This window comes from Streptomyces sp. NPDC036813 (assembly GCF_055609245.1).
This window is the reverse complement of the sequence record NZ_JBVJPV010000002.1, coordinates 1-19,157: the sequence shown is the minus strand read 5'-3', so window position 1 is coordinate 19,157 and position 19,157 is coordinate 1. Positions and strand designations below refer to the sequence as shown.

Sequence of the window (19,157 nt, the reverse complement as noted above, 5' to 3'; positions counted from 1 at the left end):
TCACGTCTTCCGGCTGTCCCCCGCACCGCCCACACCCAAACGGCCGGGCAGCTCCGGCCACCCGCGGGCCCCGGCCACGTGACAGCCACGCGCCGGCGCCCTGCGGTCACCGCTACCCGAACGGCCATGTCGGGGGGGCCTTCACGGCCCGGTGTCACCCGGAGCGCCCCGGTTGGTGGGCGTTTCGGCGGGCTTGAGACGGGATACTCCTCTCCGGCGTTCTCCGTCGCACTTCGAGGTCACCTGACATGCCCCGTGCCCCGCTCAGCGCCCGATCCACCCACCAGACGCCCGCGGGCGTGCCGGGCCGGGTCGCCGATCCCGGGCTGCTCGGCGCCGACGGCAGGCGCGCGCACCGGGGCGTGGCGGTGGTGACCGGCGCGTCGTCCGGTATCGGCGCGGCCGTCGCCCGCCGGCTGGCCGCCGCGGGCGGCTGGTACCTGGTGCTCAACGGCCGCGACATGCTGCGTCTGGAGCGCGTCGCCGGGCAGGCGTCCGGTGCCGTCTTCCCCGCGGATCTGACCGCGCCCGGCAGCGACCGGCGACTGGCCGACTTCGTGCTGGACCGCACCGGCCGGGTGGACCTGCTGGTGGCGGGCGCGGGCATCGGCTGGGCCGGCGACTTCCGCACCATGCCCCCGCGCGCCATCCAGGACGTGATCGACGTGGACCTCACCGCGACCATCGGCCTGGTGCGGCAGATGGTGCCGCACATGGTCCGGGCGGGGTCCGGACGGGTGGTGCTCGTCGGCTCCCTGGCGGGCGCCGTCGGGGTGCGCGGCGAGGCGGTCTACTCGGCCGCGAAGGCCGCGCTCGGCGTCTTCGCCGACGCGCTGCGCTACGAGCTGGACGGCAGCGGGGTGCGCGTCAGCCATGTGATCCCCGGGGTCGTGGACACCCCGTTCTTCGAACGCCGGGGAGAGCCCTACCGGCGTGCGCGGCCCAGGCCGGTCCCGCCGGAGCGGGTGGCGGACGCGGTGTGGCGGGCCGTGCGCCGGGACCTGGACGAGGTGTACGTGCCCGGCTGGCTCCGGCTGCCCGTGCGGGTGCACGGCATGGCACCCGGCCTGTACCGGCGGCTCGCGGCCCGGTTCGGATGAGCCGTGGGACGCGGATGAGCCGACGGCATTCGGATGAGCCGTGGGATTCGCTCGAGCCAGGGAATTCCGGCGGGCCGCGGACCTCGGACGAGCCGCAGAACTCGGATGAGCAGATGAGCCGGCGCACGCGCCGCCGGCCGCGCCGCCGCCCGAGCCTGTGGGAGACCGCCGGGTGACCGCGCTCACCGTCGTCCTCGCGCTGCTCGCCGCGCTGTCCAACGCCTCGGCGTCCGTGTTCCAGCGGCGCGCCGCGGCCGAGGAGCCCGCGGACGGCGTCGGGGCCCGCGGGGCGCTGCGCCTGTTCGCCCGGCTGCTGCGCCGGCCGTACTGGCTGGCCGGCGCGCTGCTGCTGCTCGCGTCGACGGTGTTGCAGGCGGCGGCGCTGGCCGAGGGCAGCCTGTCCCTGGTGCAGCCGCTGCTGACCGCGGAGCTGCTGTTCACCCTGGCGGTGGGCAGCATGGTCTTCGGGCACCGGCCCGACCGGCGCACCTGGCTCGCCTTCTCGGCGCTCGCGGCCGGCCTGGCTCTGTTCCTGGCCACGGCGGCGCCGTCCGGGGCACGCACCACCGCCTCGCCGGGGCGCTGGCTGCTGGCCGGGTTGGTCGCCCTCGGCGTCGTGGTGGCGCTGGGCCTGGTGGCCCGCACGGTGGTGGGCGCGCCGCGCGCCGCCCTGCTGGGTCTCGCGTCGGCGGTGTCGTTCGCGTGTACGGCCGCCCTGCTGAAGGAGGTCATGGGCCGGCTGTCCCAGGGGGTGGGCACCGTCCTGCAGCAGTGGCCGCCGTACGCGACCGTCGTCGCCGGGCTCACGGCGTTCGTGCTGTTGCAGGGGGCGCTGCGGGCGGGCACGCTGGCGGCGTCGCAGCCCGCGCTGACCCTGGGCGACGCGCTGACCAGCGTGGCACTGGGCTGGGCCCTGTTCCAGGAGCACATCCTGCTCGGCGTGCGGATCGTGCCGGAACTGATCGGCGTGACGCTGATCGGCCTGGGCAGCGTGGGCCTGGCACGGGCACCATCGGTCTCCGGCGCCTGGGACAGCCCCCGGCAACCGAACGAGGAGGCGAAGCGCCGATGAACCCCGCCGCCCTCCGCCGTACGGCCGTCCTGGGCGCCGTCGGACTGGCGCTCGGGCACATCGGACCCGCCGGCACCTGGCTGCCGGGGCCGCGACGACGCTGGCTGCCGGGGCTGGCCGGGGTGGGCCGTCCGGGGCACGTCGCCCTCACCTTCGACGACGGGCCCGACCCGGTGTCCACCCCGCGCTTCCTGGACGCGCTGGACCAGCTGGGAGTGCGGGCGACGTTCTTCGTGCTGGGCGCGCGGGCGGCGGCGCACCCGACTGTGCTGCGCGAGACCGTCCGCCGCGGGCACGAGGTCGCCGTGCACGGCTGGGCCCACGCCCGCCCCTGGCTGCCGACCCCGGTGCGCGACGCCCGGGACGTGCGGGCCGCCGTCGCGGCGGTGCGGGAGCTGACGGGATGCCGTCCGCGCTGGTACCGCCCGCCGTACGGGATCCTCACCTCCGGGCGCTGGGCGGCCGCCCGCGCCGCCGGGCTGCGGCCGGTGCTGTGGAGCGCCTGGGGCCGGGACTGGACCGCCGACGCGACGGCCGCCTCGGTGCGGGCGACGGTGACGGCGCAGGTGCGCGGCGGGGGCACGATCCTGCTGCACGACTCCGACGTCACCTCCGCCCCCGGTTGCTGGCGCGCCGCGCTCGACGCGCTCCCGGACATCGTCACCGGCTGCCGGCAGGCGGGCCTGACGGTGGGGCCGCTGGCCGAACACGGAGTGCCGGACGGTTGGCGCGGCGGGGCACGGTTACTTGGTCGGCATGACTGACACACGGCCGCTCGCCCTGGTCACCGGGGCCTCCAGCGGCATCGGGTTCGAACTCGCCCGGCAGTTCGCGCAGGCCGGCTTCGATCTGCTGGTGAACGCCGAGGACGACCGTCTCGACCACGCGGCGCAGCGGCTGCGGGAGACGGGTGCCTCGGTGCGGGCCGTGCGCGCGGATCTGCGGGACCCGGCCGGCGTGGACCGGCTCGTCGCCGCCACGACCGGTCTTGAGGTGGACGTGGCGGCGCTGAACGCCGGGGTGGGGCAGGGCGGCGCGTTCGTGGACACGGACCTGGCCGCCGACCAGGCGGTGATCGACCTGAACGTGACGTCGACGGTCAGGCTGGCCAAGCCGCTGCTGCGGCAGATGGTGGCGCGCGGGGTGGGCCGGATGCTGTTCACGTCGTCGATCGCGGCGATGATGCCGGGCGCGTTCCAGCCGGTGTACAACGCCTCGAAGTCGTTCGTGCAGTCCTTCGCCCAGGCGCTGCAGGAGGAGCTGAAGGACACCGGTGTCACCGTCACGTCGTTCCTGCCCGGGCCCACGGAGACCGACTTCTTCCGCCGCGCCGGTATGGCGGACACGCGGGTGGGCAGCGCCGGCAAGGACGATCCCGCGCAGGTCGCCGAGCAGGCGTTCGAGGCGGTGATGAAGGGCCGCAGGAAGGTGGTCACCGGTTCTGTGAAGACGAAGGCGCAGGGCGTGGCCGACAAGGTCCTGCCCGACGCGGCCAAGGCCGCGGTGCACCGCAGGATGGCCGAACCGGGGCACGGGACCGGCGCTCGTGAGGAGGAGCGATGAACGACCGACCGTCCGAAGCCGTGGACAGGGATCTGCTCGGCATCTACCTCAACGACCACCTCGCGGGCGCCACGGCCGGGGTGGAGCGCGTGCGCTACCTGACGCGTGCTCAGCGGGGCACCACGCTCGGCGCGGCGCTGCGTCCGGTCGCCGCCGAGATCGACCAGGACCGCCGCAGCCTCGTGGACATCATGCGGGCGGTGGACGTGCCGGTGCGCCGGTACAAGGCGTACGCGGGCTGGCTCGGCGAGAAGGCGGGCCGGCTCAAGACCAACGGCCGCCTGGTGCGCCGCTCCCCGCTGAGCACCCTGCTGGAGCTGGAGTTGCTGCGGCTGGCGGTGGAGGGCAAGGCGTCCGGCTGGCAGTCGCTGCGCCGCCTCACGGACGTCGAACCGCGCCTGGACGCCGCCCGGCTCGACGAACTCCTGGAACGCGCCGCCCGCCAGCAGCGCACCCTGGAGGACCTCCGCGCCCGGCAGACCGGGGAGACCTTCACGCGTGGACGTACCGACTAGGTGCTCAGCAGCAGCTGTGGGGACAGCACCTTGATCATTGTGTTTGTCCACCGCATCTGACGCAGCGTCTGGGGATGGCAGGAGGAGACGAGTTCGAGCAGCCGCTCGTCCCGGGCTGCCTGTGCGGCCTGCCCGAGCATTTCCCAGTGGACGGAGTTGCGGCCGGCGGCCAGGTGCAGGTCGCGCAGGTCGTGCAGGAGCAGCAGCCCGGTCTCGGGGCGCCGGCCGAGCGCTTCGGCGGCCTTCTCGCGCAGTGTGGCAAGGGCGCCGGGTGTGGGGTGGTCGTGCGGGCCGGGCAGGTCCAGGCCGTAGTGGTGGCCGAGGGCGGCCAGCCGGGTGCTGTGCTCGCGCGACCAGCGGGCGCAGTCGATGGCGACATGGTGGAACTCGTGGTCCGTGCGGTGCCGTTCGGCGGCGGCCAGCAGGGCCTCTTCCAGGTCGCGCTCCCCGTTGTGCAGGGTGCGCAGCGTCACGCTGATGCCGGTCATGTCCTGCTCCCTGCCTCGGTGCGGGCGCGCTCCGCGGTGGCGCGGCGGGCGACCAGGGTGACGCGGGCCGCGGCGGTCTTGAACAGCGGTTGCTTGGAGACGGGGTCCCAGTCGGTGATCGTCGTCTCGTTGGCGGCCCGGCCGGGTCCGTCGTCCGGCGGGCGGTGGCCCTGCGGGGTGTCCCAGTAGCCGTAGTGGAACGGCACGAAGACGGTGCCGTCGCGCATGGCGGTGGTGCGCAGCCGGGCGCGGATCGCGCCGCGCGGGGTGGTGACCTGGACGAGGTCGCCGTCGGCCAGGCCCTGCCGGGACGCCTCCTCGGGGCTCATCTCGGCCCATACGTCGGGGGCGGCGGCGTTGAGTTCGGGGGCGCGGCCGGTCTTGGTGCGCGTGTGGAAGTGGTAGACCGTCCGCCCGGTGATCAGGAGCAGCGGGTGCTCCGGCGAGGTGCCCTCGTGCGGCGGGACGTACTCGGCGGCCTTGAGCATCGCCTTGCCGTCCGGGTTGAGGGAGCGGTACTCGACGGGCTCCTGGGACGCTCCGGTGACCAGGTCCTTGCCGTAGCTCTCGCAGGCGTCGGGGTGGGCGTACGGGAAGCCGTCGGTGTAGAGGCGGGCGGTGCCGTCGGGGGCGTCGGAGGTGCACGGCCACTGGATGCCCCCGTCGCGCAGCCGGTCGTAGCTCAGGCCGGTGTAGTCGCACAGCCGTCCGGCGCTGCACCGCTGCCAGGCCGCGAAGGCCGACTCGGGGTCGTGCCAGGTGATCAGCGGGCCGCCGTCCTTGTCCCGGAAGTCCATGCGGCGGGCGTACTCGAGGAAGATGTCGAGGTCGGGGCGGGCCTCGCCGGGCGGTTCGACGGCCTTCTCGGCGAGGTGGACCGTGCGGTCGGCGTTGGTGAGGGTGCCGGTCTTCTCGCCCCAGGTCGCCGCGGGCAGGACGACGTCGGCGAGCTGGGCGGTCTCGGTGAGGAAGAGGTCCTGCACGACCACGAACAGCCGCTCCTGGCCGAGGATCGAGCGGATGCGGGCGAGTTCGGGCAGGGAGACGGCGGGGTTGGTGCCGGAGATCCACAGCATCCGGATCGAACCCTGCTCGGCGTAGCGGAACATCTGCATCGCGTGGGTGGGCGGCCCGTAGTGCGGGATCGTCTCGGGGGTGACGTTCCACAGCCGGGCCAGCTCGGCGACGTGCTCGTCGTTCTGCCAGTTGCGGAAGCCCGGCAGGTCGCCGTTGGCACCGCACTCGCGGGTGTTCTCGGCGCTGGGCTGGCCGTTCATCTGCAGCAGCCCGCAGCCGGGGCGGCCCAGCATGCCGCGGATCAGGTGGAGGTTGTTCACCTGGACGGCGGCCGCGGTGGCCTGGTGGGACTGGTAGACGCCCTGCAGGACGGTGGAGGTGAGGCGTTCGGCGCCGCCGAGGATCTCGGCGGCGCCCTGGATGGCGGCGGCCGGTACGTCGCAGATGCCGGCGGCCCAGCGCGGGGTGCACGGCTCGACCACGGCGGCCAGTTCCTCGAAGCCGACGGTGTGGCGTTCGAGGTGGTCGCGGTCGATGCGGCCGGTGCGGATGATCTCGTGCAGCAGGGCGTTGAGCAGGGCCACGTTGGTGCCGGGGCGCGGGGCGAGGTGGATCTCGGCCCGCCGGGCCACCGCCGTGTGGCGGGGGTCGACGCAGACCAGGCGGGGCGGCGCCGAACCGTCCAGGCGGTCCAGGACCCGCGCCCACAGCACGGTCTGCGTCTCGGCCATGTTGTGCCCGAACAGCGCGAGCGTGTCGCAGTGGTCGATGTCCTCGTACGAGCCGGGCTGGCCGTCGCAGCCGAAGGTCTCCTTCAGAGCCTCTCCGGCGGTGGCGGTGCACAGCCGGGTGTTGCCGTCGAGGTGGTTGGTGCCGATCCCGGCACGGGCCAGCACGGTGAGGGTGTAGTACTCCTCAAGGAACAGCTGGCCGGTGGTGTAGAAGCCGATCGAACCGGGCCCCTTGTCGTCCAGAAGCTCCTTGCTGCGGGCGACGATGCGCTCCATCGCGGCGCCCCAGTCGCACTCCACGAGCCGCCCGCCCTGACGTACCAGGGGGCGGGTGAGCCGGTCCGCGGAGTTGTTGGCCTGCCAGCCGTACAGGTCCTTGGGGCCGAGGCGGCCGCGGTTGACCCGGTCACCGGTCCGGCCCCGCACTCCGACGATCCTGCCCCGGGCCACGGCGATGTCCATGGCGTCGCCGTTGGAGTGCAGCACCGAGGCCGCGGGCACCCAGCGTTCCACCTGGTCCTCGGTGACCCCGTCGGCCAGGTGCTGGTCGGTGCGCTGCGGCCAGGGGCTGCCGGGCGCGTAGGGGGTCCGGGCCCCCCAGGGGTCCTGGACACGGTCTGCGGGTCGGGACACGGCACACCTCCGCGGGCGGGTGGGACGGGCGGCGAGTACCCTGCGGGACCTTCTCCTCAACCTTTGGGATCAACGCCGCCCCGGGCACTCACCCGCGTGGTCCGCACGAGTCGCGGCGGCGGTGGGAGCGGCCCAGGATCGGACGCAGGTTCCCCGTTTTCCGCTGTCCCGCGAAGGAGACGTGCGCAGGATGACCACCACCTCAGAACGACCGCCGGCGCGGCAGGTGTCGCAGCGGGTCTCCCAGTCCGTGTTCGACGGCTCCAGACTGCGGGTCGTCCTGCTGGTGGACGTCAACGACGGCGCCCAGCAGCAGTTCCTGGAGGCCTACGAGCAGCTGTGCAGCCATGTCGCGTCCGTGCCGGGGCACGTCAGCGAGCAGCTGTGCCAGTCGATCGAGAACCCCTCGCAGTGGCTCATCACGAGCGAGTGGGAGAGCGCCCCGCCCTTCCTCGCCTGGGTCAACAGCGAGGAGCACGTGCGGATGGTGCGGCCGCTGCACGGCTGCGTCCGGGACACCCGCTCGCTGCGCTTCCACGTCGTACGCGAGACCGGGTCCGAGCCGGCCGTCGCGGCCCCCACGGCCACGCTGCAGGCCTCGCCCCGGATCGGCGACGGCATCATCCGGCACGCGCTGACCTTCACGGTCAAGCCGGGCACCGAGGAGGTCGTCGCGAAGATCCTCGCCGACTACGCCTCGCCGGAGCCGCGCGTGGACGACACCACCCGGCTGTGCCGCACGTCCCTGTTCATGCACGGCAACCGGGTCGTGCGCGCCATCGAGGTGCGCGGCGACCTGCTCGCGGCGCTGCGGCACGTGGCACGCCAGCCGCAGGTGCGCGCGGTGGAGGAGGCCATCAACCCGCATCTGGAGCAGGACCGGGACCTGGACGACCCGGACTCCGCGCGGGTGTTCTTCACCCGCGCCGGACTGCCGGCCGTCCATCATGTCACCACGGACCAGGGGCTGCGCGAGGCGGAGGGTGAGCGGCACGCGCTGTACTACCCGGCGCGGCCCGGCGAGGGCATGCGGCTGGCCGAGCTGCTCGCGCAGCGGGACGAGGCGGCGGCGGAGGACCCGAAGAGCCCGGTCCTGCGCAGCACGATCTTCCAGCGCGACGAGATCGTGGTACGGCTGCTCGACGTGCGCGGCGGTCTGGACGCCGACCCCGCCCGGGTCCTCGGCCTCACCGACGCCCGGCAGGTCGCGGATCTGACGACGCTGCTGGACGGCGAGGGCGCCGTGGCCGACGGCGTGGACCTGCGGCACGTCGTGGCGCTGGCCCGGATGGAGCCGATCACGGACCGCCGCTCGCCGCAGGAGTGACGCGGGCCGACGCAGACGACGGAGGCGGGACCCGAGCGGTCCCGCCTCCGTCGTGTGCCGGGTGGCCCGCCGGTCAGCCGGCCACGGTGCAGTCGAAGGCGTGCAGATAGGGGTTGACGGGGCTGATGTCGTCGATGACGAGCCCCGCGGCCGTCAGCCGGCGCACCATGCTGTCGGTGGTGTGCTTGGCGCCGCCGACGTTCAGCAGCAGGAGCAGGTCCATGGCGGTGCTGAACCGCATCGACGGGGTGTCGTCGACGAGGTTCTCGATCGCCACGACCCGGGCGCCCGGACCGCCCGCCTCGACGACGTTGCGCAGGCACCGCGCGGTGCTCTCGTCGTCCCACTCCAGGATGTTCTTGATGATGTAGACGTCCGCCTTCACCGGGATGGCGACCCGGCAGTCGCCGGCGACGATCTCCACCCGGTCGGCGAGGGCGCCGCCCTTGCGCAGCCGCGGGTCGGCGTTCTCCACCACGCCCGGCAGGTCGAGCAGGGTGCCCCGCATCGCCGGGTACTTCTCCAGGAAGCCGGCGACCACGTGTCCCTGGCCCCCGCCGATGTCGGCCACCGACGTGCTCCCCGACAGGTCGAGGAGTCGCGTGACGTCCTGCGCCGACTGGCGGCTGGAGGTCGTCATGGCCTGGTTGAAGACGGCCGCCGACTCCGGCGCGTCCTCGTGGAGATAGGTGAAGAACTCCTTGCCGTACAGCTCCTCGACGACGTTGTGGCCGGTGCGCACGGCCTCGTCGAGCAGGGGCCAGGCGTCCCAGGTCCACGGTTCGGTGCACCACAGGGTGATGGCCCGCAGGCTGTGCGGGTCGTCCTCGCGCAGCAGCCGGGACATCTCGGTGTGCGCGAAGGTGCCGTCGGCCTGCTCGGCGAAGACGCCGTAGCAGGTCAGGGCCCGCAGCAGGCGCCGCAGCGGCTTGGGCTCGGTCTTCACGGCGGCCGCGAGGTCCTCCACGGCCGTCGGGGTGTCCCCCAGCGCGTCGGCGACGCCCAGCCGGGCGGCCGCGCGGAGGGCGGCGGCGCACGCCGCCCCGAACACGAGCTCCCTCAGCCGCATGGGCGGCGGTGGGGCGGTCTGTGCGGTCGTCATGCGCCGCCTTCCTTCCTGTCCGGATTCACCGGGCGTCGCGTCCAGGGATCAGCACAGGCCCGCGGGCCGGGAGGCCGCGCACGTGTTGCCCGTGAAGGTGTTGTTCTTGGCGGTGTCGGCGTTGACCAGGTCGGCCGGGGAGTTGCCCGACAGCTTGTTGTCCCGGATCGTGTTCCGCTCGCTGGTGGCGCCCACCATGCTCTTGAACAGCACGATGCCGCCGGACAGCGGCGAGGCGCCCGAGTTGTCGGTGACCTCGTTGCCGGTCACCAGGACCTTCTCGGCGCCGGTCAGCACGATGCCGGAGCCCTGCAGGGCGGGCAGCCGCTCGGTCTTGGGGCAGGACTTGTTGTTCTGCGCGATGCGGTTGTCGGCCACCGTCAGGTCGCCGGCCTTGGGCTTGTTCTCGTCGCCGACGACGAAGACGCCCGCGCAGTTGCCGCTGATGCCGTTGTGCGCGACGGTCAGGTTGCGCAGCCGGCGCACGGTGACGCCGATCCGGTTGTCCTGCAGCCGGTTGTACTCGACGACCGTGCCCTGGGTGTTCGTCGCACCTGCCTCACGCGTGATGGTGTTGGCGAGGAACAGGCCGGCGTCGCCGTTGCCCCGGGCGGTGTTGTGCACGAACACGCCGCGCACGGAACGCTCCTGGGCGATGCCCCAGACGCCGTTCTTCACGGCGCTGACCCGGCGCACCGTCAGCCCGTCGGTGGCCATGGCGAAGACACCGCTCTTGGGGAAGCCGGTCACGGTGAGGGAGGCGACGGTGACGCCCTTGAGGTTGTGGTTCTTGTTGCCGATGACGCAGATGCCGTTGCCGTTGGCGGCGCAGCTGGTCGTCGCCTTCTTGGTGGCCGGCTTGATCACCGTGTCGCGGCCCATGCCACGCAGGGTCAGGTCGGCCGTGCGCACCGTGACGCTCTCGTGGTAGGTGCCGGGGGCGATCAGCACGGTGTCCCCGGCACGCGCGGTGTCCACGGCCTTCTGGATGGACTGCCCGGGATGCACCACGTGCGTGTGCGGCTGGGGCGCGGGCGGGGCCGCGCCGATTCCGGCACCGGCGAGCACGGCGGTGCAGGCCAGGTAGGAGAAGTGGCGTTTCATCATATGTGGCACGGTATGACCGACTTGGGCGCGGGACCGGTCGTTCGTCCGTCCGGTGGCGTGTCCCGCCCCGCCGATCGCCCGTCCGGTGGCGTGTCCCGCACCACCGTTCACCCGTCCGGTGGCGTGTCTCCCGGCCCCTCCCGTCCGTCCGACACCGCCGGTCACGCCCACGTTCGTCCGGCGCGGCTTCTTGCGCCGTCCCCGCCCAGACCGTTTCCCGCGCCGCCGCCCGCCCGTTCCCGCGCCGCCGCCCGTCCACGCCGTCTGTCGCGCCGCCCCCGTCCCGTGCCGACCCGGGGGGCTTGCGGTCAGCGTGTCGCCACGGTGACCGACGTCCAGGTGACGGGTCCCGCACCGCACGGTCCGCCCTTGTGCACCGCCAGCCGCCGCCCGGCGACGTCGAGCGCGACCGTGGCCAGCGTCGCCCAGCGGGTGCCCAGCTCCCCGCCGTCCGGGGCGTGGCAGCACACCTGGGCGCCGTCGTCGTCACCGTGCACGGTGAGCAGCTCGGCCAGTTCGCCTCGGCCGGCGGGGGCCGCACGTCCGCGCACGCGCCGGCTGAGGACGCGGTGGCGGTCGTACGTCTCCGGCTCCCGTCGGCCGCGGAGTTCGCCCTCGGCGGGGCCGGGCGCGAGGAAGTGGTTGGTGCGCACCAGCCACCCTTCCGCGTCGGGGTGGACGACCGCGCAGCCGGCCGGGCTCAGCTCGACGGATGCCGCCCGGTCGGCGGTGACCACGGTGAGGGCGGTGGAGGCGGAGACGGGCGCGTCCGCGAGCAGGGCGAGGGCCTCCTCGAAGGAGCCCGCCTCCCCCAGCACCTGCCGGGCGACCAGGTGGACGGGCACGCCGCCGACCCCGTCGTCGTGGTGGCCGAGGATGTTGAACAGCACGCCGACCCCTGCGTCGTTGACGCCGATCTTGGCCAGGATGCCGTGCTCGGTGATGCCGGCGAAGCCGTGTGCGCCGCCGGTGACGGTCTGGACGTGCCAGGCGTCGGCCAGCTCCTCGTGCCAGTCCCAGCACTGGCCTCCGGTGGTGGGCGTGCCGGTGCGGACGAGCGTGGAGCACTCTCCGGTGCGCGGGGCGCCGGCCTCGGCGAGGATCTCGGTGCGCGCGTTGAGCGCTGCGACGACCCGGAACGGCACTCCGGCGCCCTCGGCGACGCCTTCCATCTCCTCGACGAGGCCGGGCGCCCAGGCCCGGGTCGCCTCGGCCGAGCGTTCGGCGAGGGCCGGGACGTCGATCGTGCGCCCGTGCTGTGCCGCGACGGTGGTGAAGAGCCGGTCGTAGACGACCCAGGAGCGGGCGATCCCGGCGCGGGCCAGCCGACCGCGGTCATGACCGCGCTGCTTGGGGGTGTCCCCGGTGATGTCCATGACCTCGGGGCGGTTCATGCCACCTCCCGGGCGGCGCGCACGCCGGCGGAGCGGCGCATGGCGAGTCCGTAGACGACGGCGGCGACGATCATGCCGGCCGGCAGGGACAGGTCGATGCCGCCGAGGGCGCCGGCCACGGGACCGGTGTACAGGGTGTCGACGCACAGGGCCCCGGCGGTGACGCCGGCGGCGAGGGCGCCGGCCCCGGCCCGGTTGACGCCGCCCCGGTACCAGAAGGGGCTCGCCGGGGTCTCGTCCATCAGCGCTAGCCCGTCGTAGCGGTTGCGGCGCAGGACGATGTCGGTGGCGTAGACGGCCATGCTGGGGCCGAGCAGGATGACGGTCAGCTGCAGGACCTGGCTGACGGTGTCGAGGAAGTCGGAGACCAGCAGCGCGTACAGGGTGAGGGCGACGGCGGCGGTGCCGTCGAAAAGGACGCTGATGGTCCGGCGGATGCGCAGGCCGACCGCCTGCAGGGCGAGGCCGGCGCTGTAGCCGGTCAGGGCGTTGATGGCGATGGTGCCGAGCACCAGGGCGCACAGGAAGACCGGCGTGAACCAGCCCGGCAGGACCGCCTCCAGGCCCGTCTGCGGGTCGCTCATGTCGACGGCGGTCGCGGCGAACGCGCCGAGCGAGCACACCACGACGCTCGGCAGGAAGCCTCCGAGGGCGGTCCAGCCGGCGACGGCCCGGGCCGAGGTGGCCCGCGGCAGGTAGCGGGAGAAGTCGGCGCTGGTGGTGTACGACAGCGGGCCCGAGGCGATGATCGTGACACCGCCTATGAGGGTGGCCCACAGGGCGGTGCCGGTGAGGGGTTGCTGCGGTGTGTACGCGAAGTCGGTGTGTCGCACGACCCCGACGGCCACGACGGCGAAGACGGCACTCAGGGCCAGGGTGATCGGCAGATACACGCGCAGGATGAAGGCGTGGCCGTAGATGCTGATCGCGAGGGTGAGCGCGGCGATGACGATCACGGTCACGATCTTGACGGGGGTGGTCGCGGTGAGGCCGGCCTTCTCGATGAGGGCGAAGGCGGCCACGGCGGCGGAGGAAAGGTTCAGCGCGAAGTAGCAGACCGAGATCATCCAGCCGGTGACCGCGTTGTTCACGCGGTTGCCGAGCACACCGAACAGGGCGCGGGTGATCACCTCGCTGGGGGCGCCGGCGGCCGGCCCGGACACCGCGAGCAGGCCGGTGAGGGCCCAGAACAGGTTGCCGACGACGATCACGGCCAGGGCCTGCCACAGGGTCAGTCCCATCAGCACCAGGGCGCCGCCGACCAGCAGGGACAGGTAGTTGACGTTGGCCGCGGCCCACACCGGGAACAGCTCGCGCGGGCGACCGCGGCGCTCGCTGTCGGGGATGTGGTCGACGCCGTGCGCCTCGACGCGGCCGGTGGACGGGGCCGGGTCGTGGGGACGGTCGTCGGTGTCCGTGGACGGTCTGGGAGTCAGTGAGGCCATCAGGTCACTCCACGTGCTGGGGTGCGGGGCCCGCTCGTCGGGCCGTGGGCGGGCCCGCTTCGAGGCCGCGGGTACCGCTCGGAAGGTGCGGCGGCCTGTTCGCCCGGCCACCGCTTGCTTATTGGTCGCACACTCAATAGCATCCGGGGTATGCCGTCAAGCGTTCAGCGCACACGAGTTCGCAAGGACCCCGCCGCCCGGCGCGCGGAGATCGTCACGGCGGCCGCCGAGGTCGCCCTGTCCGAGGGGCTGGAGGCCATCACGCTGCGCCGGATCGCCGAGGAGCTCGACGTCCGGCCCGGACTGATCAGCCACTACTTCCCCGCTGTGGAGGACCTGGTCGCCGAGGCGTTCGCCGGCGCCGCGACCGGTGAACTGGACGCACTGCTGCCCGACGGGCCGCAGGACGGCACCCCCACCGAGCGGCTGGCGCGCTTCCTCTCCCGCACCAGGGGCGAGGACTACGACTCCATCAGCCGCCTGTGGATCAACGCCCGCCACCTCAGCCGCTACCGGCCCCCGCTGCGCGAACAGGTCGCCGTGCAGGAGGCCGCGTGGCGCGAACGGCTGGCCGGCCTGATCCGGCAGGGCGTGGACGCGGACGAGTTCCGCACCGACGACCCCCTGGTCGCCACCATCCAGATCCTGGTCGTGCTCGACGGCCTGGGCGCCCACGCCAACACCGACACCACGAACCGGCCCGCCGCGATCGTGCGCCTGGCCGCGACGACCGCGGAACGCGAACTCGGGCTCCCGCACGGCGCGTTGAGCTGAACCTGGCGTCTGCGGGACCCCGCAGTCCTGTCCCACCGCGGCTCCGGGCCGCAACCCGATCCCCCGTCCGCCGCCCCCGGGGCGGCCTGCCCGTCGTACTCCCTGGAGCCGCTGTGCGCACGTCCCTCGTCCTGCTCTCCGGTCGTCTGCTCGACCCGGTCACCGGCGCCTTCCTGCCGCAGACCGCGCTCGCCGCGGCCGACGGGCGCATCACCGCCCTGGGGGACGACCGGGAGATCCGCGCCCTCGCGGACTCCACCACCACGGTGATCGACCTCAAGGGCGCCGTGGTCACGCCCGGCCTCACCGACGGCCACCTGCACCCGGTCTCCGGCGCCGAACTCACCCACGGCCTGGACCTGTCCGGCTGCACGGACCTCACCGAGGTGCGCGCGGCCCTGGCCCGTGAGGTGCCCCGTCTCGCGCCCGGGGCCTGGCTGCACGCCTGGGGCCTGGACCCGAACGTCTTCGGCGACCGTCCGGTCGAGGCCGCCGCGCTCGACCCCGTCCTCGACGGCGTACCCGCCCTGCTGCTGCTCTTCGACGCGCACTCCGCGCTGGCCAGCCGCCGCGCGCTGGAGCTCGCGGGCGTCGACGGGCCGCGAACCTTCGACCAGGCCTCCGAGGTCGTCTGCGATGCCTCGGGCCGCCCCACCGGACTACTGCTGGAGGACGCCGCCTGCGAACTCGTCGAGCGCGCCGCCCCGCAGCCCACCCGTCCAGAGCGCCGCGCCCGCCTCGCGGCCACCCTGCGCGCGATGGCCGCAACCGGACTGACCGGCGGCCACGCCATGGACGCGGGCGGTGACAGCCTGGACCTCTACCGCGAACTGGACGAGTCCGGTGAGCTGCCACTGCGGCTGCGGGTGGCGCCCTGGTGCCAACCCGGCACGGACGAGGACGGGGTGCGCGCGCTGATCGCACAACAGGGCACCGGCGGCCGGCTGTGGCGGGTCGACGGCGTGAAGATCTTCATGGACGGCACCATCGACAACGGCACCGCCTGGCTGGAGAAGCCCGACTGCCACGGCGAGTCGACGCACGCGTTCTGGCCGGACCCCGCCGCCTACACCCGGGTCGTCGGCGAGCTGCACCGCGCCGGGGTGCCGGTGGCCACCCACGCCATCGGCGACGCCGCCGTCCGGCACGTCCTGGACGCCGTCGGCGAGGCGCGCACCGCCGGGGGCCCCGCCGTACGGCACCGCGTCGAGCACATCGAGACGGTCCCGGACGACACCGTGCGCCGCTTCGCCGAGCTGGGCGTCATCGCCTCCATGCAGCCCACCCACTGCTGCGACTTCACCCGCGCCGACCACACCGACAACTGGTCGCGCCGGCTCGGCGAGCAACGCGCCGCCCGCGCCTGGCGCTGCCGCGACCTGTGGGACGCCGGCGCGCGGGTCGTCCTCGGCTCCGACTGGCCCATCGCCCCCTATCCCCCGCTGACCGTAATGGCCGGCGCCCGCCACCGGCGCCCCACCCGCGACCTGACCCAGCCGCCGCACGGCCCGGAGCAGGCGCTCACCGCTCTGGAGGCGCTCCAGGCGATGACGGTCAACGCCGCCTACGCGGCCGGCGAGGAGGACAGTGCCGGTCTGCTCGCCGTGGGCCACCGCGCCGACCTGACGGTCTTCGCCGACAGCCCCCTCACCACGGCCGCCACGGACCTGCCGGAGCTGCCGGTCGTCCTCACGGTGCTGGACGGCCGTCCGACGCACCGGAGCACGCACCTCTAGTCCAGCGGCATCAGGGTGCGCACGACGTCGAACTCGTTGCCCTCGGGGTCGGCCATGACCACCCAGTTCCGGTCCGGACCCTGACCAACGTCCGTCCTGGTGGCGCCGAGGCCGAGCAATCTGGTGACCTCGTCCTCGGTGCTGCCGTCGATCGGGCTGACGTCGAGATGAAGCCGGTTCTTGACGGTCTTGCCCTCGGGCACACGGATGAACACCAGGGTGGGCGGCATCTGGCGGGCCCGGACATCCTCGGCGGTGGGCACCCAGGAGCCGATCTCGACTTTGTCCTCGCTCCGGTCGATCACTGTGAAGTCCAGGACCTCGCACCAGAAGGCCGCGAGCCTCTCCGGATCGTGGCAGTCGACGACCAACTCGGTGAACCTGCTTGTCATGCTTCCCCCAGATCGTACGGACGGGGCTCAGCGTAGGCCGCCCGCTCACACCTCCGGGACCCTTTCGACCAGTACATCGAAGTGACTTGATCGGGAAGCAACCGTCCGGCGCCGCGCAGCGGCTCCGGCGCCTCACGATGGCACCGGGCCGCTCATCGCGCCGGATCCGACGGCCTGCTGCCGTGTGCGCGGTACGGCCCCTCGTCAGTTCACCGGGCCGCCCTCGACCAGTCGCCGCAGCGCGGGCAGCAGCGCGTCGAGGTCCTGTCCGCTGCGGAAGGCGACGACCGTCGTACCCGCCTCGGGGCCGTTCCCGTCCGTCGCGGGTGCCGGGAACAGGGCGAGCACCTCGCCCATCGCCTCGTCGATCTCCGCGACGGGGTCGGCCGACTCGCCGCGCAGCCAGCGGCGCAGCACGTGGTTGTGGGCCGCGACGACGGCCGCCGCCATCAGTTCCGCCCGCAGTGACGCCGCCGTCGTGGGGTCGCCCATCCAGTCCGCGATGAACTCGCGGAACAGCCGCTGATAGCGCGCCACACTGGCGATCTCCCGGTCCCGCAGCGCGGATACCTTGCTGGTCAGGGCATATCGCCGCCGCGCGAGGTCCCCTTCCTCGATGTAGTGCAGCAGCACCAGGCGCACCGCGTCGGAGACGGCGACGAGCGCCGTGCGGTGGCTGGAGGTCGCCAGCCGTTCCCGGATCAGGTCGAGCAGCCGGTCGTGGTCGGGGAAGATCACCGCTTCCTTCGACCGGTAGTGCCGGAAGAACGTCGTGCGTCCCAGTCCGGCCCGTTCGGCGATGTCGTCGACGGTGGTCTGCTCGTATCCGCGCTCGTCGAAGAGGGCGAAGGCGGCGTCCGCGAGTCGGATCCGCGCGGGTGGCTTGCTCATGACCCCACATCCTCTCCCGTCCCGGGGGCCGGACGGCTCTTGCCCCCGGGAACGGTACTGAGTACCGTTTAATGTATATCGAGTACCAGAGGAGGTCCCGGCGTGGATTCCGTGGCACAGAGCGAGTCCGGTCTGCCGATCCGGCCGGTCTACGACGGACCGGCCCTGTCGCAGGCCGACGCGGACGACAGGCTCGGCGCGCCGGGCCGGTTCCCGTTCACCCGGGGCGTGTATCCGACGATGTACACCGGCCGCCCGTGGACCATGCGGCAGTACGCCGGGTTCGGCACGGCGAAGGAGTCGAACGAGCGCTACCACGAGCTGGTGGCGGCGGGCACGGGCGGCCTGAGCGTGGCCTTCGACCTGCCGACCCAGATGGGCTACGACTCCGACGAGGCGATCGCCCGCGGCGAGGTCGGCAAGGTCGGCGTGGCCATCGACTCCCTCGACGACATGCGCACCCTGTTCCAGGGCCTGCCGCTCGGCAAGGTGTCGACGTCCATGACGATCAACGCCCCCGCCTCCACCCTGCTCCTGCTGTACCAGCTCGTCGCGGCCGAACAGGGCGTCTCCGGAGACCAGTTGACCGGCACGATCCAGAACGACGTGCTCAAGGAGTACATCGCCCGCGGCACCTACATCTTCCCGCCGAAGCAGTCCCTGCGGCTGATCAGCGACATCTTCGGCTACTGCCACAGGGAGCTGCCGCGCTGGAACACCATCTCCATCTCCGGTTACCACATGGCTGAGGCCGGGGCGACGCCCGTGCAGGAGATCGCCTTCACCCTGGCCAACGCCAAGGAGTACGTGCGCGCCGCGCTCGCGGCCGGTCTGGACGTGGACGACTTCGCGCCCCGCCTGTCCTTCTTCTTCGTCGCCCGGACGACGCTGCTGGAGGAGATCGCCAAGTTCCGCGCCGCCCGCCGCATCTGGGCGCGGATCATGCGGGACGAGTTCGGCGCGAAGAACCCCAAGTCGCAGATGCTGCGCTTCCACACCCAGACCGCCGGTGTGCAGCTCACCGCCCAGCAGCCCGAGGTGAACCTGGTCCGGGTCGCCCTCCAGGGCCTCGGCGCGGTCCTCGGCGGCACCCAGTCCCTGCATACCAACTCCTACGACGAGGCCATCGCCCTGCCCACGCAGAAGGCGGCGCGCCTCGCCCTGCGCACGCAGCAGGTCATCGCCTACGAGACCGACGTGACCAAGACGGTGGACCCCTTCGCCGGGTCCTACGTCGTGGAGTCGATGACGGACGACATCGAAGCCGCCGCCCTGGAGCTGATCCAGGCCGTGGAGGACCGCGGCGGTGCGGTCGCCGCGATCGAGCAGGGCTTCCAGAAGTCGGAGATCGAGAAGTCGGCGTACCGCATCGCGCTGGAGATCGACCACCAGGAGCGCACCGTCGTCGGGGTCAACAAGTACGTCCTCGACGAGGAAGAGCCCTACGAACCGCTCCGCGTCGACCCGCAGATCGAGATCGACCAGTGCGAACGCCTCGCGGTGCTGCGCGCGGAGCGCGACAAGGACGCCGTCGAGCGCGCCCTCGACGACCTGCGGGAGGCCGCACGGGGCACGGACAACGTGCTGCCCCCGATGCGTGAGGCGCTGCGGCTGCGCGCCACCGTCGGCGAGGTGTCGCACGCCCTGCGTGACGTGTGGGGCGTGCACGTCCCGCACGACACGTTCTGATCAGCGAAGTCCCGGTGCGGCGAGAGCACCCGGTGGAGCGAGAGAAAGTCCTGGTGGAGCGAGAAGTGAACGACATCGACATCCGTACGACCGCGGGCAAGCTCGCGGATCTGCAGCGCCGTATCGAGGAAGCGACGCACGCCGGCTCGCAGCGCGCCGTCGAAAAACAGCACGCCAAGGG

17 protein-coding genes are annotated in these 19,157 nt (G+C 73.1%); 9 read left to right on the top strand and 8 right to left on the bottom strand.

Annotation, left to right across the window (positions count from 1 at the left end):
- Nucleotides 1-248 precede the first annotated feature (248 nt).
- The 5 genes from ACZ67Q_RS04140 to ACZ67Q_RS04120 all read left to right on the top strand — a co-directional run bounded on the left by ACZ67Q_RS04140 (nucleotide 249) and on the right by ACZ67Q_RS04120 (nucleotide 4,250).
- A complete protein-coding gene (locus tag ACZ67Q_RS04140) occupies nucleotides 249-1,100 on the top strand; it encodes an SDR family NAD(P)-dependent oxidoreductase (RefSeq protein ID WP_471176115.1) in 852 nt (283 codons plus the stop codon).
- Nucleotides 1,101-1,272: 172 nt separating this feature from the next.
- Complete coding sequence (locus ACZ67Q_RS04135) at nucleotides 1,273-2,172, top strand: DMT family transporter (RefSeq protein ID WP_471176112.1); 900 nt, start codon at nucleotides 1,273-1,275, stop codon at nucleotides 2,170-2,172.
- Complete coding sequence (locus ACZ67Q_RS04130; RefSeq protein WP_471176109.1) at nucleotides 2,169-2,936, top strand: polysaccharide deacetylase family protein; 768 nt, start codon at nucleotides 2,169-2,171, stop codon at nucleotides 2,934-2,936. Before ACZ67Q_RS04135 ends, ACZ67Q_RS04130 begins: the two co-directional genes overlap by 4 nt.
- The gene (locus tag ACZ67Q_RS04125; RefSeq protein ID WP_471176106.1) at nucleotides 2,929-3,735 is read left to right on the top strand and encodes an SDR family NAD(P)-dependent oxidoreductase; all 807 of its coding nucleotides are present in this window, start codon (nucleotides 2,929-2,931) and stop codon (nucleotides 3,733-3,735) included. Before ACZ67Q_RS04130 ends, ACZ67Q_RS04125 begins: the two co-directional genes overlap by 8 nt.
- Complete coding sequence (locus ACZ67Q_RS04120; protein ID WP_471176103.1) at nucleotides 3,732-4,250, top strand: hypothetical protein; 519 nt, start codon at nucleotides 3,732-3,734, stop codon at nucleotides 4,248-4,250. The genes ACZ67Q_RS04125 and ACZ67Q_RS04120 overlap by 4 nt, the downstream gene beginning before the upstream one ends.
- Here ACZ67Q_RS04120 and ACZ67Q_RS04115 read toward each other — a convergent pair.
- Nucleotides 4,247-4,738 (bottom strand): hypothetical protein, encoded by a 492-nt coding sequence (locus ACZ67Q_RS04115; protein ID WP_471176101.1) that lies wholly within the window; start codon nucleotides 4,736-4,738, stop codon nucleotides 4,247-4,249. The two genes, ACZ67Q_RS04120 and ACZ67Q_RS04115, sit on opposite strands and share 4 nt — an antisense overlap.
- Complete coding sequence (locus tag ACZ67Q_RS04110) at nucleotides 4,735-7,119, bottom strand: molybdopterin oxidoreductase family protein (protein WP_471176098.1); 2,385 nt, start codon at nucleotides 7,117-7,119, stop codon at nucleotides 4,735-4,737. The genes ACZ67Q_RS04115 and ACZ67Q_RS04110 overlap by 4 nt, the downstream gene beginning before the upstream one ends.
- Before the next feature lie 190 nt (nucleotides 7,120-7,309).
- Here ACZ67Q_RS04110 and ACZ67Q_RS04105 point away from each other — a divergent pair, with 190 nt between their 5' ends.
- Entirely contained in the window at nucleotides 7,310-8,446 is a 1,137-nt protein-coding gene (locus tag ACZ67Q_RS04105; protein ID WP_469931196.1) for a SchA/CurD-like domain-containing protein, read from the top strand.
- Between the two features lie 73 nt (nucleotides 8,447-8,519).
- Here ACZ67Q_RS04105 and ACZ67Q_RS04100 read toward each other — a convergent pair whose 3' ends face one another.
- From ACZ67Q_RS04100 to ACZ67Q_RS04085, 4 genes are all read right to left on the bottom strand, one after another.
- Nucleotides 8,520-9,548 (bottom strand): methyltransferase, encoded by a 1,029-nt coding sequence (locus ACZ67Q_RS04100; protein WP_471176094.1) that lies wholly within the window; start codon nucleotides 9,546-9,548, stop codon nucleotides 8,520-8,522.
- 48 nt (nucleotides 9,549-9,596) lie between these two features.
- Nucleotides 9,597-10,655: a right-handed parallel beta-helix repeat-containing protein gene (locus ACZ67Q_RS04095; protein ID WP_471176091.1), complete on the bottom strand. Its 1,059-nt coding sequence runs from the start codon at nucleotides 10,653-10,655 to the stop codon at nucleotides 9,597-9,599.
- A gap of 308 nt (nucleotides 10,656-10,963) precedes the next feature.
- Nucleotides 10,964-12,049 (bottom strand): C45 family autoproteolytic acyltransferase/hydolase, encoded by a 1,086-nt coding sequence (locus ACZ67Q_RS04090; RefSeq protein WP_471176089.1) that lies wholly within the window; start codon nucleotides 12,047-12,049, stop codon nucleotides 10,964-10,966.
- Nucleotides 12,046-13,494 carry a purine-cytosine permease family protein gene (locus ACZ67Q_RS04085; RefSeq protein ID WP_471176087.1) on the bottom strand — a complete coding sequence of 483 codons (1,449 nt, stop codon included), beginning with the start codon at nucleotides 13,492-13,494 and terminating at the stop codon, nucleotides 12,046-12,048. Before ACZ67Q_RS04085 ends, ACZ67Q_RS04090 begins: the two co-directional genes overlap by 4 nt.
- A 150-nt stretch (nucleotides 13,495-13,644) precedes the next feature.
- On the opposite strand from ACZ67Q_RS04085, the gene ACZ67Q_RS04080 reads away from it, so the two are divergent.
- Together ACZ67Q_RS04080 and ACZ67Q_RS04075 are read left to right on the top strand one after the other, a co-directional pair.
- The gene (locus ACZ67Q_RS04080) at nucleotides 13,645-14,268 is read left to right on the top strand and encodes a TetR/AcrR family transcriptional regulator (protein WP_471176084.1); all 624 of its coding nucleotides are present in this window, start codon (nucleotides 13,645-13,647) and stop codon (nucleotides 14,266-14,268) included.
- 113 nt (nucleotides 14,269-14,381) lie between these two features.
- Complete coding sequence (locus ACZ67Q_RS04075) at nucleotides 14,382-16,004, top strand: amidohydrolase (protein WP_471176082.1); 1,623 nt, start codon at nucleotides 14,382-14,384, stop codon at nucleotides 16,002-16,004.
- Here ACZ67Q_RS04075 and ACZ67Q_RS04070 read toward each other — a convergent pair.
- Both ACZ67Q_RS04070 and ACZ67Q_RS04065 read right to left on the bottom strand, forming a co-directional pair.
- Nucleotides 16,001-16,396, bottom strand: coding sequence for a VOC family protein (locus tag ACZ67Q_RS04070; RefSeq protein WP_471176079.1), 396 nt, complete (start codon nucleotides 16,394-16,396; stop codon nucleotides 16,001-16,003). The genes ACZ67Q_RS04075 and ACZ67Q_RS04070 overlap by 4 nt on opposite strands.
- Nucleotides 16,397-16,600: 204 nt before the next feature.
- Nucleotides 16,601-17,287, bottom strand: coding sequence for a TetR/AcrR family transcriptional regulator (locus ACZ67Q_RS04065; protein WP_471176076.1), 687 nt, complete (start codon nucleotides 17,285-17,287; stop codon nucleotides 16,601-16,603).
- A 102-nt stretch (nucleotides 17,288-17,389) separates the two neighbouring features.
- Between ACZ67Q_RS04065 and ACZ67Q_RS04060 the strand changes: the two genes are divergently transcribed.
- On the top strand, nucleotides 17,390-18,976 hold the full coding sequence (locus ACZ67Q_RS04060; RefSeq protein WP_471176074.1) for an acyl-CoA mutase large subunit family protein: 1,587 nt from the start codon (nucleotides 17,390-17,392) through the stop codon (nucleotides 18,974-18,976).
- Nucleotides 18,977-19,157: the final 181 nt, after the last annotated feature.